19 protein-coding genes are annotated in these 13,479 nt (G+C 45.3%); 15 read left to right on the forward strand and 4 right to left on the reverse strand.

The genetic code is table 11. The features are described from left to right. Window positions 1-3 precede the first annotated feature (3 nt). The 3 genes from ACP7H9_RS13080 to zur are packed head-to-tail and all read right to left on the reverse strand — an operon-like array spanning window position 4 to window position 3,310. Window positions 4-510, reverse strand: coding sequence for a DUF6702 family protein (locus ACP7H9_RS13080; RefSeq protein WP_011235159.1), 507 nt, complete (start codon window positions 508-510; stop codon window positions 4-6). Beyond that, the gene (locus ACP7H9_RS13085) at window positions 503-2,833 is read right to left on the reverse strand and encodes a M1 family metallopeptidase (RefSeq protein ID WP_439222889.1); all 2,331 of its coding nucleotides are present in this window, start codon (window positions 2,831-2,833) and stop codon (window positions 503-505) included. The genes ACP7H9_RS13080 and ACP7H9_RS13085 overlap by 8 nt, the downstream gene beginning before the upstream one ends. A gap of 36 nt (window positions 2,834-2,869) precedes the next feature. Next, window positions 2,870-3,310 carry a zinc uptake transcriptional repressor Zur gene (zur, locus tag ACP7H9_RS13090; RefSeq protein ID WP_011235157.1) on the reverse strand — a complete coding sequence of 147 codons (441 nt, stop codon included), beginning with the start codon at window positions 3,308-3,310 and terminating at the stop codon, window positions 2,870-2,872. Between the two features lie 157 nt (window positions 3,311-3,467). Between zur and dusA the strand changes: the two genes are divergently transcribed. From dusA to ACP7H9_RS13165, 15 genes are all read left to right on the forward strand, one after another. Beyond that, the gene (gene dusA, locus ACP7H9_RS13095) at window positions 3,468-4,466 is read left to right on the forward strand and encodes a tRNA dihydrouridine(20/20a) synthase DusA (protein WP_011235156.1); all 999 of its coding nucleotides are present in this window, start codon (window positions 3,468-3,470) and stop codon (window positions 4,464-4,466) included. Window positions 4,467-4,638: 172 nt separating this feature from the next. After that, a complete protein-coding gene (locus ACP7H9_RS13100; protein WP_011235155.1) occupies window positions 4,639-4,896 on the forward strand; it encodes a hypothetical protein in 258 nt (85 codons plus the stop codon). A gap of 174 nt (window positions 4,897-5,070) precedes the next feature. Then, on the forward strand, window positions 5,071-6,291 hold the full coding sequence (locus ACP7H9_RS13105) for a dipeptidase (RefSeq protein WP_110013999.1): 1,221 nt from the start codon (window positions 5,071-5,073) through the stop codon (window positions 6,289-6,291). Between the two features lie 209 nt (window positions 6,292-6,500). Further along, window positions 6,501-6,812 carry a 30S ribosomal protein S10 gene (rpsJ, locus tag ACP7H9_RS13110; protein WP_053954198.1) on the forward strand — a complete coding sequence of 104 codons (312 nt, stop codon included), beginning with the start codon at window positions 6,501-6,503 and terminating at the stop codon, window positions 6,810-6,812. Between the two features lie 38 nt (window positions 6,813-6,850). Beyond that, a complete protein-coding gene (gene rplC / locus ACP7H9_RS13115; protein ID WP_110013991.1) occupies window positions 6,851-7,489 on the forward strand; it encodes a 50S ribosomal protein L3 in 639 nt (212 codons plus the stop codon). 18 nt (window positions 7,490-7,507) lie between these two features. After that, window positions 7,508-8,113: a 50S ribosomal protein L4 gene (gene rplD, locus ACP7H9_RS13120; protein WP_110013992.1), complete on the forward strand. Its 606-nt coding sequence runs from the start codon at window positions 7,508-7,510 to the stop codon at window positions 8,111-8,113. Further along, window positions 8,110-8,412, forward strand: coding sequence for a 50S ribosomal protein L23 (rplW, locus tag ACP7H9_RS13125; protein ID WP_011235151.1), 303 nt, complete (start codon window positions 8,110-8,112; stop codon window positions 8,410-8,412). Before rplD ends, rplW begins: the two co-directional genes overlap by 4 nt. A gap of 14 nt (window positions 8,413-8,426) precedes the next feature. Then, the gene (gene rplB / locus ACP7H9_RS13130; RefSeq protein WP_011235150.1) at window positions 8,427-9,251 is read left to right on the forward strand and encodes a 50S ribosomal protein L2; all 825 of its coding nucleotides are present in this window, start codon (window positions 8,427-8,429) and stop codon (window positions 9,249-9,251) included. A 16-nt stretch (window positions 9,252-9,267) separates the two neighbouring features. Next, complete coding sequence (rpsS, locus tag ACP7H9_RS13135) at window positions 9,268-9,546, forward strand: 30S ribosomal protein S19 (RefSeq protein ID WP_011235149.1); 279 nt, start codon at window positions 9,268-9,270, stop codon at window positions 9,544-9,546. Window positions 9,547-9,559: 13 nt separating this feature from the next. Next, a complete protein-coding gene (rplV, locus tag ACP7H9_RS13140) occupies window positions 9,560-9,892 on the forward strand; it encodes a 50S ribosomal protein L22 (protein ID WP_417442098.1) in 333 nt (110 codons plus the stop codon). 10 nt (window positions 9,893-9,902) lie between these two features. Continuing rightward, the gene (rpsC, locus tag ACP7H9_RS13145; protein WP_054489113.1) at window positions 9,903-10,583 is read left to right on the forward strand and encodes a 30S ribosomal protein S3; all 681 of its coding nucleotides are present in this window, start codon (window positions 9,903-9,905) and stop codon (window positions 10,581-10,583) included. An 11-nt stretch (window positions 10,584-10,594) separates the two neighbouring features. Then, window positions 10,595-11,008 (forward strand): 50S ribosomal protein L16, encoded by a 414-nt coding sequence (gene rplP / locus ACP7H9_RS13150; protein WP_011235146.1) that lies wholly within the window; start codon window positions 10,595-10,597, stop codon window positions 11,006-11,008. Further along, a complete protein-coding gene (gene rpmC / locus ACP7H9_RS13155) occupies window positions 11,008-11,199 on the forward strand; it encodes a 50S ribosomal protein L29 (RefSeq protein WP_011235145.1) in 192 nt (63 codons plus the stop codon). The genes rplP and rpmC overlap by 1 nt, the downstream gene beginning before the upstream one ends. Beyond that, window positions 11,199-11,462 (forward strand): 30S ribosomal protein S17, encoded by a 264-nt coding sequence (gene rpsQ, locus ACP7H9_RS13160; RefSeq protein ID WP_417441895.1) that lies wholly within the window; start codon window positions 11,199-11,201, stop codon window positions 11,460-11,462. Before rpmC ends, rpsQ begins: the two co-directional genes overlap by 1 nt. A gap of 166 nt (window positions 11,463-11,628) precedes the next feature. Further along, window positions 11,629-13,041, forward strand: a complete 1,413-nt coding sequence (locus ACP7H9_RS13165) for a carbohydrate porin (protein ID WP_439222890.1) — start codon at window positions 11,629-11,631, stop codon at window positions 13,039-13,041. A 36-nt stretch (window positions 13,042-13,077) separates the two neighbouring features. Here ACP7H9_RS13165 and ACP7H9_RS13170 read toward each other — a convergent pair whose 3' ends face one another. Next, entirely contained in the window at window positions 13,078-13,470 is a 393-nt protein-coding gene (locus tag ACP7H9_RS13170; protein WP_011235142.1) for a Na+/H+ antiporter subunit G, read from the reverse strand. Between the last annotated feature and the right edge of the window lie 9 nt (window positions 13,471-13,479).

Consider the following 13,479-nt stretch of genomic DNA (forward strand, 5'->3'; position numbering starts at 1 on the left):
TTTCTATTCCTTTATCTCTTGCTGGCACGTAATTGTGTCAGATGTATTTTCAATGGTCAGAATTAGGCTACGATTGCCATGATCATCGACGACATTGATAGTATTTACCTGGGCAGAAAAGCTATCCATTAATAGCTTATTTGAAACATCCCACCCACACAGGTTATCACGCTTCGGTATCTCCTGATAAACCCAAATTTTCTGGTAGTCAGCTTCAAAACCTACCCAGTTTGGCTCAACTTTATTTCCTTGCGAGTTTACCAGTTGAAACTTTTCAGTTATCCAGTCTCTGATATGTTTTTCAGAACCTTCTTCTTCCAGTCTAAAAGCCTTTCCCAGCCGCTTTTTAAGCACTTGTTGTACGTCATGCAAAGTATACTGATGAATAATTTCTATTGCTTGGGTGTTTTTATTCGCACTTATTTCGGTTAACCCAAAAAAATAGCGATGCGCTGATACAGAAGGTATCAGCGCGAACAAAAAAACAATAGCAGCAACAAGTTTAATCATCGTTGCCCGACTCCAACTCCTCGTTGAAGTCTTCCATCATGCTCTTATTACGGTCTTCACGCTTAAACAGTTCAATCCGGGATGGCACTGCTCTGGCTGGCCAGTAGTTGTTACTGGTATCAACATCTGCCGTCTCCCAGTTAGGGTCAACAACGACTTGAGTCAAAGTTTTATCGCGAATCAATAACTTGCTCACCTTTTCTGGAGAGCGACGCCATACTTCCGCCGGAATGCGAACATGTTCTTTACTGCCATCTTCAAACTGAAGATCTAGTAAAATAGGCATAACTAAGCCGCCTTTATTGGCGAAATCAAGTACGTAGAAGTTGCTGCCGTTCTTCAGCATTTCCCGCTGCTCTTCGTTAAGCCCCTCTATCAGCTCTTGATATTTGTTTCGGTCAGCGTTAGTGACAGTGTAGTCGTCGTTCTCATTATAAAAGTCAGTAAGATCCGGTTGCTGATGAATTTTATAATTAACGTCGGCATTACGCTGAGTTGTCAAAGACTCTGGCTCAGCATTTTCTTGCTGTTCTTGCCATGCTTTTTCGATTTCCGGATCTTGCGTATTAATAGTCAACTGATTGACTTGCTCAAGGGCGATATCGACATGGTCAGTAGAGTAGAACCAGCCTCTCCAGAACCAGTCTAAATCAACGCCGGAAGCATCTTCTATGGTTCTGAATAAGTCTTCTGGTGTAGGACGTTTAAATTTCCAACGCTGCGCATACTGACGGAAAGCGAAATCAAAGAGCTCACGGCCAACGATAGTTTCACGTAATATATTAAGTGCTGTAGCGGGCTTTCCGTAGGCATTATTACCAAATTGCAGAATCGACTCTGAGTTGGTCATAATAGGCATTTGGTTACTGCTGGCCATGTAACTGGTAATGTTACGCGGTTCACCGCGCCACGACGGATAATCTTTTTCCCATTTTTGTTCAGCCAGGAACTGTAGGTAAGTATTGATACCTTCATCCATCCAGGTCCACTGGCGTTCATCAGAGTTAACTACCATAGGAAAGTAAATGTGACCAATTTCGTGGATGATTACAGAAATTAGACCGTATTTGGTGCGTTTAGAGTAGTATTTCTCACCTGAATCCTCATCAACGTAAGGGCGCGGACCATTAAAGGTAATCATCGGGTATTCCATACCACCAACAGGGCCGTTTACCGATATAGCGACAGGATAAGGATAGTCAAAGCTGTAATCGTTATAGTGCTCAATTGTGTGAATAATAGAAGCGGTCGAGTAACGTTCCCATAATGGATTGCCCTCTTCAGGGTAATACGACATAGCCAGCACATTGGTATCGTTCTTTTTGTAACCTTGCGCGTCCCAGATAAACTTGCGCGACGAAGCCCAGGCAAAGTCACGAACTTTATCTGCTTCGAAAATCCAGGTTTTAGTATTGCTGGTGCTTTCCTTCTGATTTTCTAATGCCTCTTCTTCAGTGACAATTTTTACCGGCTTGTCTGAATTACGGGCTTTTTCCAGGCGTTCACGCTGAGTAGAAGTGAGTACTTCATCGGGATTTTGCAAAACACCAGTAGAGGCTACAATATGATCCGCCGGAACCGTTATCTCTACGCGATAATCACCAAACTCTAAAGCGAACTCTCCGTTGCCGATAAACTGTTTATTCTGCCAACCTTCAGCGTCGTAATATGCGGCCATACGAGGGAACCACTGTGCCATCTCATACAGGTAGTTTCCGTCGTCTTCAAAGTACTCATAACCGCCGCGACCACCAAGTACTTCAGCTTCGATAATATTGAACTGCCAGTTGATATTAAAAGTGACACTTTCGCCGCTTTTAAGGGGCTCATCCAGATCCAGCCTTAGCATAGTGTCATTAACGTAATGTGCTAAAGGTTCACCATCTTCGTTACTGATTTCTGTAAGCTCATAACCGGCCGGAAACTCTTCCTGAGTGAGCATGCTTTCCATTCTGGAAAAGCTAACTCGGTCTAAATCTCCGGAGGCTTGACTCTGCGGCCCAATGGAGTCTTTCTTAAAGCGGTTCTGGTCAAGTTGAACCCATAAATAGCGCAAAGTATCGGGGGAGTTATTGGTGTACGTTATGGTGCTTTGTGCCGTAATACTCTGATTCTCATCGTCCAGAGCAACCTCAATTTTGTAGTCCGCTTCCTGTTGCCAGTAAGCATGTCCAGGAGCACCGGACGCGGTACGATAAATGTTCGGACTACGGAATTTATCATCGTTAAGCTGACGGAATTTATCTTCAAAAGCTTGAGCGGTTGCCGCCTGATTAACGGTTAAACAAACCGCTGCAGTGGCAATAAGATGATTGAGCTTCATAGTGTTACCTATTGTTATTATTTAATAGCGCTAATATTAAAGGCATTTAGTGCACAAACCATGTGCTTCTATAGTTTGGCTCTGAACCTTAAACCCTTGATCTTCGGCTTGATGTTTCAATTCGTCATAAACCCCTTCGGACTGAATTTCCTGAACATCGCCGCAGGAACTGCAGATTAACATTTGAACCGGATGTTGATGGTCGAAATGCGAGCAAAGAACAAAACTATTCGACGAAGTGATTTTATGAACGAAGCCTTGTTCTTGTAAAAAGTCTAAAGCGCGGTAGATTGTCGGGGGTTTTGCATTGGGCATGACTTCCCGCAGTTGATCGAGTAAATCATATGCGCCGACGGCTCCTGAATGCTCTGCGAGTATCGCGAAAACTTCGCGGCGGGCATTTGTCAGGCGGGCACCACGTTGTTGGCAGAGTTTTTCAGCTTTTTGTATAAGTCGTTGTGCTTCTTGAGCTTTCATTATTGACTACAATTTATGACCATTTTAGTCATTGTAGAGAGTTTTAGGGGTAAGGAAAAGGGTTTTACGGAAGAGGCTGCTTACTGGTGTATTCTGAGTTAAAATAGTCTGCTAAATATACTGACTTTGTCGGTTAACTTTTTACCGGGTGGATATTTTGACCGAACCATATTCTTATAAGCTTTCTGTAGCCCCGATGCTGGACTGGACCGATCGCCATTGCCGGTATTTTCATCGTCTCCTGACCAGGAGTACCTTGCTTTATACCGAGATGGTAACGACAGGTGCGATTATTTTTGGTCAGCAGGATTTTCTGGCATTCAATGCAGAGGAACATCCGGTTGCTTTGCAGCTTGGAGGTTCGGAGCCCGCGGCTATGGCCGAGTGCGCGCGTTTGGCACAAGAGCGGGGGTACGATGAGGTTAATATTAATGTCGGTTGCCCATCTGACCGAGTGCAAAATGGTAGCTTTGGCGCGTGCTTGATGGCTCAACCGGAAAAGGTTGCAGAATGCGTAAAGGCAATGAAAGCGGTAACCGATATTCCGGTTACCGTAAAAACCCGTTTGGGCATTGATGAGCAGGATTCTGATGACTTTCTATATGAATTAACCGATGCCGTTGTTGCTGCTGGTGTTGATCAACTGACTTTGCATGCCCGTAAAGCCTGGCTGCAAGGCCTTAGCCCGAAAGAAAACCGGGATATTCCTGAATTGCAGTATGAACGGGTTTACCGGGCCCAAAAAAGATACCCTGATGTCCCCGTGGCGATTAACGGCGGAATTGTCGAATTGCATGAGGTTAAGCAGCATTTAAACCAGGTCCATGGGGTGATGATTGGCCGGGCAGCCTACCAAAATCCCTGGTTACTTACTCAGCTTGATTCTTTGAGTGAAACGAAGCCGGCAGAGTTAACTCGTGAGGCTGTAGTTACCGCGATGATACCTTATATAGACAACCATATTCGACAGGGCGGGCGCGCCTGGCATGTGGCCCGCCATATGCTGGGACTGTTTCAGGGAATGACCGGAGGTAAGCGGTGGCGCCAGTATCTTAGTGTGAAAGGCCCCAGAGCCACCAGCGCCGAACAACTGCTTTATGGTGCTCTGGCTTTTCGCGATGATCACAGTCAGCACGTATCATCATTAACGTCATAAATTGACTAAAAGTTGGTGAAAAACACTAACCTGAGAAATCTTCTTTCTCTCAGTTAAAAATAAAAAGTGATTATATAACAAATGGTTAGCAACATTTAAAAAGATGGCACAACCTTTGAATTACATAGTGTGACTTAACTAACGCACTGTCATTTATTCAAAGGAGAAAATCATGAAAGCGTTAATCGTAAGTGTTGTCAGTGGTGTTATGTTGTTCAGTGCATCGGTCTCAGCTGCCGATGAGAATAGAGATTCTATCACTGCTGAGCTTCAAGCTCAGATTGCTGAAATTTCTGAAGAAGCGATGCAAAGTGTCAAACAGTCGGTTTCAGAGTCAATTGAAGAGTGGGTTATAGAGTTTTTGCCTGATTTAAAGCAAGCTGAAACTCAGATTGACCCTTCTGAACAAAAGAATAAGCAGTCTCAGTAAGGGGCACCCGTGATTTTATTAGATCAATGGTGGCTCATTTGGTTGGCGGCACCGGTATTAGGAACCTTGATTGTCGGCGCTGTCATAAGTTTCAGCGTATCAGTAATGCGGCACAGCTAGACTTTTGCTACTCTGCGTATATCTCGTATAAAAATAAAAAGAGGAATACGTATGATGAAGTCTCTGATAGCCGCTTCTGTACTGGCCGTTATTACCGGTTGTGCAACAGCGGGGCAAGCTGCAACCAACGGTTCTGAACAAGCGGAATATACCGCTAGTGACAAAGCTGAAAAATTGGCGAAGCAGTATTTACTAATAGACACACATATTGATGTACCTTATCGAATTCATGATAAGTGGGAAGATGTAACAGAGGCCACTGCAGAAGGGGATTTTGACTACCCGCGTGCAGTAGAAGGTGGCCTCGATGCCCCGTTTATGTCTATTTATATTCCGGCCTCTTATGAAGAGAGTGGCGGCAGTGTTCAGTTGGCTCATGAGCTTATCGACGGTATGGAAGCGCTTGTCGGACGTGCACCAGATAAGTTCGCAATGGCTTATAGCACTGATGATATCCGCGAAAATAAAGAGCAAGGCTTGATGTCAATTGCTTTGGGCATGGAAAACGGCACTCCTATCGAAGGCGATCTTGACAACCTGCGTATGTTCTATGAGCGCGGTATTCGCTACATTACTCTGGCTCACTCATTATCTAATCACATTTCAGACTCTTCTTATGACATTCGCCGTCAATGGGATGGCTTAAGTCCATTTGGTAAAAAATTGGTCAAAGAAATGAATAAGGTCGGGGTTATGGTTGATGTGTCGCACATTTCCGATGAGGCATTTTATCAGGCGGTTGAAATTAGTGACGCTCCGGTCATTGCGTCGCATTCGTCGCTGCGCTCTTACACTCCAGGTTTTGAACGTAATATGAGCGATGACATGCTAAAGGCCTTGGCGAAAAATGAGGGCGTTATCCAAATTAACTTTGGTTCGTCGTTTTTGGCTGAGCAGGCCAACCGTTACCGTGACATGATGAAAAAGCGTATTGCTGCGGTAAAAGAACAGTATGGCGAGGGAAGTGAAGAAGCGAAGCGCCGTATAGAAGAGATTGAAGCAAACAATCCTTATCCGTTCGCTACTTTAGATACCGTTCTGGAGCATATTGATCATGTTCGTGATTTAATCGGTGTGGAGCATATTGGCATTGGCTCAGACTATGATGGGGTTGGTGACTCTTTGCCGGTTGGACTAAAAGATGTATCTACCTATCCAAATCTTGTTCAGGGGTTGATGGACAGAGGATACTCAGATAAAGAAATTGAAATGATTCTGGGCGGTAATTTAATGCGAGTTTGGGAGCAAGTAGAAGACTACGCCAAAACACATTAAGGGCTTGACACCAGGCCGTGAATCAGTATAATTCGCGGCCACGTCTTTTGAAGTTTATCGGCTTTTGCCGTGTAGAAGACGTTCGACAACAGTCCCGATTGGGGACTGAATGCTTGACGTAGAAAAACGCACCCCCGGTATGTGCCAGGGAGGTTGCGATTTTCTGTGCTCTTTTTTAAATGCTCTTTTATTGAGGCTTTGATTTATTTATGGCTAATCAAAGAATTCGGATTCGTTTGAAAGCGTTCGATCACCGTCTGATCGACCAGTCGACTGCAGAGATTGTTGAAACTGCAAAACGCACTGGTGCTCAGGTACGTGGTCCTATCCCACTGCCAACACGGAAAGAACGTTTCACCGTGCTGACTTCACCACACGTAAATAAAGACGCGCGTGACCAGTACGAAATCCGCACCCACAAGCGTCTGATTGATATCATGGACCCTACTGACAAAACGGTTGACGCGCTTATGCGTTTAGATTTGGCAGCTGGCGTTGATGTACAGATCAGCTTGGGTTAAGTGGGCAGTAATAGGATTACACACGAGAGGTTTTAACAATGGCTATAGGTCTAGTCGGTCGTAAAGTAGGAATGACGCGTGTCTTCCAGGAAGACGGCGCTTCTGTTCCTGTTACTGTGATCGAAGTGCTGGCGAACCGTGTGACTCAGATTAAATCTGATGACACTGACGGTTACCGTGCCCTTCAAGTAACCACAGGCGAGAAGAAAGCGAGCCGTGTAACCAAGCCTTTAGCAGGTCATTTTGCTAAAGCTGGTACAGAGGCTGGTCGTGGTCTTTGGGAATTCCGCCTGCAAAATGGCGAAGGCGAAGATTACGCAGTAGGTTCTGAACTGACTGTTGATATTTTTGCAGAAGTTAACAAAGTAGACGTTACTGGTACTTCAAAAGGTAAAGGCTTTGCCGGTACTGTGAAGCGCTGGAACTTCAGCATGCAGGACGCTACTCATGGTAACTCATTATCTCACCGTGCACCGGGTTCAATCGGTCAAAACCAGTCGCCTGGTAAAGTATTCAAAGGCAAGAAAATGGCTGGCCAGATGGGTAATGAGCAAGTCACTACGCAATCACTTGAATTAGTTCGGGTTGATGCAGAGCGCAGCTTGTTGTTGATCAAAGGTGCGGTCCCGGGTGCAACCGGAAGTGATGTGATCGTTAAACCAGCGGTCAAGGCATAACGTCTGAGGAGAATAGTGATGGAATTAACATTGAAAGACGCAAAAGGCGCTCTTGAGGTTTCCGAAGCTACCTTTGGACGTGAGTTTAATGAAGCCCTTGTCCATCAAGTAGTTGTAGCTTACGCTGCAGGTGCTCGTCAGGGCACAAAAGCTCAGAAAACTCGTTCTGAAGTAGCCGGTGGTGGTAAGAAGCCTTGGCGTCAAAAAGGTACTGGTCGTGCTCGTGCAGGTACAATCCGTAGTCCTATCTGGCGTTCTGGTGGTGCGACTTTTGCAGCTAAACCGCAAAATCACAGCCAGAAAGTAAACAAAAAAATGTACCGCGGTGCGATTAAAAGCATTTTGTCGGAACTGATTCGTCAGGAACGTTTGATTGTTGTTGAGAAGTTTGGTGTTGATGAACCAAAAACAAAGCAACTGGCAGCGAAACTGAAAGAAATGGATCTGAACGATGTTTTGGTCGTGACAAAAGAAGTTGATGAGAATCTGTTCTTAGCTTCTCGCAACTTGCATAAAGTCGACGTGCGTGATGTTCAGGGTATTGACCCTGTCAGTCTGATAGCTTTCGAGAAAGTGCTGATGACTGCTGACGCCGTCAAGCAGCTTGAGGAGGTGTTATCATGATGCGCGAAGAACGTTTGCTTAAAGTGATTTTAGCACCTCACGTTTCGGAAAAATCGACTAACACTGCTGAAAATAACAACACGGTTGTTTTTAAAGTAGCTGTTGATGCGACTAAAACCGAAATCAAAGCGGCTGTCGAAAAATTGTTTGAAGTTGAAGTCAAAAACGTACGTACAGTCAACGTGAAGGGTAAAACCAAACGTACTGGTTCTCGTTTTGGGAAACGCAGTGACTGGAAGAAAGCGTATGTTGCCTTGAATGAAGGTGCTGACATTGACTTCTCAGGCGGCGCTGAGTAACAGGAGGAATAAACATGGCTGTAGTTAAAAGTAAGCCTACGTCTCCGGGTCAACGCCACGTCGTTAAAGTCGTCGGTCAGGACCTGTACAAAGGCAAGCCTTACGCACCATTGCTGGAAAAAAACAGCAAGTCTGGTGGTCGTAACAATAACGGTCGTATCACGGTTCGTCACATTGGCGGTGGTCATAAACACCACTACCGTGTAATCGACTTTAAACGTAATAAAGATGGTATCCCTGCAAAGGTTGAGCGTATTGAATACGATCCTAACCGTTCAGCGAATATCGCTTTAGTTTTGTATGCTGACGGTGAACGCCGTTACATTCTGGCTCCGAAAAACCTTTCAGTAGGCGATCGTATCCAGTCTGGTGTTGACGCACCAATCAAACCTGGTAACAGCCTGCCAATGCGCAACATCCCTGTGGGTAGTGTTGTTCACGCGGTAGAGTTACAGCCAGGTAAAGGCGCACAGATGGCTCGTTCAGCGGGTGCTTATTGCCAGATTCTTGCTCGTGACGGTGCTTATGTTACTGTTCGTTTACGTTCAGGTGAGATGCGTCGCGTTCAGTCTGAAGGTCGTGCAACTATCGGTGAAGTAGGCAACGCAGAACACATGCTGCGTCAATTGGGTAAAGCCGGTGCAAACCGCTGGCGTGGTATTCGTCCGACCGTTCGCGGTGTGGCGATGAACCCAGTTGATCACCCTCACGGTGGTGGTGAAGGCCGTACCTCTGGTGGACGTCATCCTGTGACTCCATGGGGCACGCCGACCAAGGGCTACAAAACCCGTAAAAACAAGCGTACTGATAAGTTCATCGTACGCCGTCGCAACAAATAAGAGTTGAGGATAAAACATGCCACGTTCTCTTAAAAAAGGTCCATTTATTGACCTTCACCTGCTAAATAAGGTGGAGAAAGCGTTGGAAGCCGGGGAAAAGAAGCCAATTAAAACTTGGTCCCGTCGTTCAATGATCATCCCAGATATGATCGGCCTGACAATCGCTGTTCACAACGGTCGTCAGCACGTTCCTGTCTACGTGACAGATGAAATGATCGGTCATAAATTAGGCGAATTCGCGCCAACCCGTACTTATCGCGGCCATGCTGCTGATAAGAAAGCGAAGAAACGGTAAGAGGTAGAGAGTGATGGAAGCAATTGCTAAACACCAATTTGCCCGCGTTTCAGCGCAGAAGGGCCGTTTGGTCGCAGACCAAATCCGTGGACTTCCGGTAGATAAAGCACTGGATATCCTGGCATACAGCCCCAAAGCAGCTGCTGGCTTAATCAAGAAAGTTCTTGAGTCAGCAATCGCGAACGCGGAACATAACGAAGGTGCGGATATTGATGAACTTAAAGTAAGCCGAGTCTTTTTAGATGAAGGTCCTACTATGAAGCGCATCAAGCCACGGGCGAAAGGCCGTGCCGATCGTATCTTTAAGCGCACCAGCCACATTACTGTGGTCGTGTCAGATAGCTAGGAGATAAATTATGGGTCAGAAAGTACATCCTAATGGTATTCGCCTAGGTATCTCCAGACCATGGAATGCAACCTGGTATGCGAATACAAATGAGTTCGCTGATAACCTGCACAGTGATTTTCAGGTACGTAAGTTCCTGACTAAAGAACTGCGCAATGCATCAGTCTCTCGTATCGTTATCGATCGCCCCGCTAAGAGCGTTCGTGTGACTATTCACACAGCACGTCCTGGCGTGGTTATCGGTAAGAAAGGCGAAGACGTAGAAAAGCTGCGTAAGCAAGTTTCTAAGTTGACAGGTGCTCCTGCGCAAATCAACATCTCAGAAGTTCGTAAGCCTGAGTTGGATTCGCAGCTGGTAGCTGACAATATTGCTGGTCAGTTGGAACGTCGTGTCATGTTCCGTCGTGCTATGAAACGTGCCGTACAAAACGCCATTCGCTTGGGTGCCAAAGGTATCAAAGTTGAAGTGAGTGGTCGTTTAGGCGGCGCAGAGATTGCACGTACTGAGTGGTATCGTGAAGGCCGTGTACCGCTGCACACATTACGTGCAGACATCGACTACTCGACCTCAGAAGCGAACACCACTTACGGTATCATCGGTGTTAAGGTCTGGATTTTCCGTGGTGAAGTTCTTGGTGGACTTCCAACTGAAGAAAAGCCAGCTCCTAAGCGCGGCAAGAACCGTAAGTAAGGAGAGACGATATGTTACAACCTAAGCGTACAAAATTCCGTAAGGTTCACACAGGCCGCAACCGTGGTCTGGCGCAGTCTGGTAACAAAGTCAGCTTCGGTACTTTTGGTTTAAAAGCTACTGACCGTGGTCGTATGACCGCGCGTCAAATCGAAGCAGGCCGTCGTGCAATGACTCGTCACGTTAAGCGTCAAGGTAAAATCTGGATCCGTGTATTTCCTGACAAGCCTATTACCAAAAAGCCTTTAGAAGTTCGTATGGGTAAAGGTAAAGGTAACGTCGAATACTGGGTTGCTCAGATTCAACCAGGTCGCGTTCTGTATGAAATGGACGGTGTTCCTGAAGAGTTGGCACGTGAAGCGTTCCGCCTGGCGGCACGTAAACTGCCTTTCAAAACCACTTTTGTGACTCGGACGGTAATGTGATGAAAGCAAGTGAACTGAAAGATAAAACCGTTGAGCAGCTGCAAGAAGAGTTGTTAGGCTTGCGTCGTGAGCAGTTTAATCTGCGCATGCAGGCAGCAACTGGTCAGCTGAATCAGACTCACATGATGAAACAAGTGCGTCGTGATATCGCACGTGTTAAAACCATCTTAAATGAGAAGGCAGGTGCGTAATGACTGACGAAAAACGTGTTCGTACTCTGCAAGGCAAAGTTGTCAGCGATAAGATGGATAAAACCATCACTGTAGCTGTTGAACGTCGTGTAAAGCACCCGGTATACGGGAAGTACATCACGCGTACAACTAAAGTACATGCGCATGACGAAGAAAACCAGGTTAAAGTTGGCGATACCGTGATTGTTCGCGAATGTCGTCCGCTGTCTAAGAATAAATCTTGGGCTCTGGAAGAAATCGTTGAGCGCGCTACTGTTGTCTAAACGCAGATAGCGATAAGAAATTAAAAGGCCTCCCTTGCGGAGGCTTTTTTTTTGATCTAAACCTTAATAGGTTTAGTACAAATATCTGAAATTAAATAAATTTCTTTTTAACATAAGAAATAATAAATACGCACACCAATGCGTAGTTCTCAGAGGGAGACAATTCATGTCAAAAAGTTTATTTTTTGCAGCTACTGTGCTTGTGGCAAGTCCGGTCATTGCTGCTCCTCAAGATAGTAATTCGGTTGAACAGGAAATACAGGCGTTAAAAGAACGCTTAGCTCAATTGGAAAAACGGCTTGAAGAAAAAGAAGAGCGAGAGAAAGAAGAAGTCGTTGTTGTAAAAGAACGAGAAGTAAAAAAAGGCAATGAAACTGCCAGCAAAGAAAGCAGTTCGAACCGCAGAGTTGTCTACGACTCCGGAGTTCATGCGCGTTTAGACGAGCTGGAAAAGAAAACGGAAGAGAACGAAAATTGGCCAATAAAGGTTCATGGCGCGGTTCGCTTTCAGTATGAATACAATAATTATGACTCAGATAATGAAAACCGCGGTGGCGATTTGGACTTCGATATTTTCCGTCTGAACTTTGATGGAGAAATGGGGGGGGTGATCCTTTCTGCTGAGTATCGTTGGTTTAATTATCAGGACGTTGTCAAACACGCCTGGTTTGGTTATGACTTCACCGATAAACTTCAAGGGCAGGTTGGTGTCGTAAAAATTCCATTTGGTAACATGCCTTACAACTCTCACAGCTATTTCTTTAATAGTACTTTCTATGTTGGCCTGGAAGATGAACATGATAACGGTATTCGGTTTAAATACCGTGGCGATGAGTGGGATTTTGATTTAGCTTACCTGAAATCAGACGAGCAGGGCGGTATTGATGGCTCAACTTCTGATCGTACAGCGCGCTATAACTATGACACCGTGGGTATTCGGTTACCAGGTCAGGGCGCTTATGACGAACCGGGTTTACCTGTAGGTGAGAGCAATAGTTATGCTTTCAGAACCGCACGTAAGTTTACCTTCAGCGATGATGAGAACTTAGAGCTTGGTGTGTCTTTGCAAGGCGGGAATTTGTATTCAGGAACGGCCGCTGAAGGCTTCACAGATGCACAGGCGTATGAGAATCAGAATGTTGGTAATCGTATGGCCTGGGCCGCTCATGGTGTCTACAATAACGGCCCCTGGAACGTACAGTTACAGTATTCAGACTATGACTACGATATAAAACTAGAAAACCGTGGTGTTTACATGGCTGCTTACGCTTATTACGACGCAATTCCTACTGAAGCGAAACTGTATACAGCTAATGTTGCTTATACTTTGCCAGTAGATATTGGTCCTCTGACAAGCTTAACTTTCTATAATGACCACAGCTTAATGACCGATAAAATGGGTTATCAAGATGATACTTGGATGAACGTTCTAGGGGTTGCTGTTGCAGCCGGCGGCGGTTTTTATACTTATGTTGATTACGTAAGAGCAAAAAACCAACCATTTATTGGTGGTAATACCGCAACTGATGGTGGCGAGGTCAATGACCGCTTTAACATTAACTTTGGTTACTATTTTTAAAGCGATTTAAGTTTTTACTGCGAAAGACATGGAACCTTATGGTTCCATGTCTTTTTTATTAGGCAATATATGCTCGTAAGAATCCCCTTCCTGACGAAAGTCTTTTGTTCGATTAAACATCTTCAGTTCTGTATGTAATGCGGCTTTAGCCATAATGTGGGCGCTGATAGGTGCCGTCAAAAACAGGAATATGGCAATCAGAAGTTCGTTCAGGTTAATCGACCCTTGTACCGAAGTAATAAGAATAGAAGCTATGACTATGCCTCCAATGCCTATTGTGGTGTTTTTCGTGGGGGCGTGTAAACGAGTAAAAAAGTCGGGGAGTATTGCTAACCCCAAAGAGCCAATAAAGGCAAATATAGCGCCTAATAAGATAAAGAAGGCCGCTAGCCACTGTGACCATGCTGGTAATTGGTTCAATGCATCCATAAGGTTTTC

It is taken from the genome of Idiomarina sp. ST20R2A10 (assembly GCF_051842345.1).
Taxonomy (GTDB): domain Bacteria; phylum Pseudomonadota; class Gammaproteobacteria; order Enterobacterales; family Alteromonadaceae; genus Idiomarina; species Idiomarina loihiensis.

Excerpts from the sequence above, each read along its gene's own strand:
- ACP7H9_RS13080 (WP_011235159.1), bottom strand. The coding sequence starts at position 510 with ATGATTAAACTTGTTGCTGCTATTGTTTTTTTGTTCGCGCTGATACCT.
- ACP7H9_RS13085 (WP_439222889.1), bottom strand. The coding sequence starts at position 2,833 with ATGAAGCTCAATCATCTTATTGCCACTGCAGCGGTTTGTTTAACCGTT.
- zur (WP_011235157.1), bottom strand. The coding sequence starts at position 3,310 with ATGAAAGCTCAAGAAGCACAACGACTTATACAAAAAGCTGAAAAACTC.
- ACP7H9_RS13100 (WP_011235155.1), top strand. The coding sequence starts at position 4,639 with ATGAAAGCGTTAATCGTAAGTGTTGTCAGTGGTGTTATGTTGTTCAGT.
- ACP7H9_RS13105 (WP_110013999.1), top strand. The coding sequence starts at position 5,071 with ATGAAGTCTCTGATAGCCGCTTCTGTACTGGCCGTTATTACCGGTTGT.
- rpsJ (WP_053954198.1), top strand. The coding sequence starts at position 6,501 with ATGGCTAATCAAAGAATTCGGATTCGTTTGAAAGCGTTCGATCACCGT.
- rplC (WP_110013991.1), top strand. The coding sequence starts at position 6,851 with ATGGCTATAGGTCTAGTCGGTCGTAAAGTAGGAATGACGCGTGTCTTC.
- rplD (WP_110013992.1), top strand. The coding sequence starts at position 7,508 with ATGGAATTAACATTGAAAGACGCAAAAGGCGCTCTTGAGGTTTCCGAA.
- rplW (WP_011235151.1), top strand. The coding sequence starts at position 8,110 with ATGATGCGCGAAGAACGTTTGCTTAAAGTGATTTTAGCACCTCACGTT.
- rplB (WP_011235150.1), top strand. The coding sequence starts at position 8,427 with ATGGCTGTAGTTAAAAGTAAGCCTACGTCTCCGGGTCAACGCCACGTC.
- rpsS (WP_011235149.1), top strand. The coding sequence starts at position 9,268 with ATGCCACGTTCTCTTAAAAAAGGTCCATTTATTGACCTTCACCTGCTA.
- rplV (WP_417442098.1), top strand. The coding sequence starts at position 9,560 with ATGGAAGCAATTGCTAAACACCAATTTGCCCGCGTTTCAGCGCAGAAG.
- rpsC (WP_054489113.1), top strand. The coding sequence starts at position 9,903 with ATGGGTCAGAAAGTACATCCTAATGGTATTCGCCTAGGTATCTCCAGA.
- rplP (WP_011235146.1), top strand. The coding sequence starts at position 10,595 with ATGTTACAACCTAAGCGTACAAAATTCCGTAAGGTTCACACAGGCCGC.
- rpmC (WP_011235145.1), top strand. The coding sequence starts at position 11,008 with ATGAAAGCAAGTGAACTGAAAGATAAAACCGTTGAGCAGCTGCAAGAA.
- rpsQ (WP_417441895.1), top strand. The coding sequence starts at position 11,199 with ATGACTGACGAAAAACGTGTTCGTACTCTGCAAGGCAAAGTTGTCAGC.
- ACP7H9_RS13165 (WP_439222890.1), top strand. The coding sequence starts at position 11,629 with ATGTCAAAAAGTTTATTTTTTGCAGCTACTGTGCTTGTGGCAAGTCCG.
- ACP7H9_RS13170 (WP_011235142.1), bottom strand. The coding sequence starts at position 13,470 with ATGGATGCATTGAACCAATTACCAGCATGGTCACAGTGGCTAGCGGCC.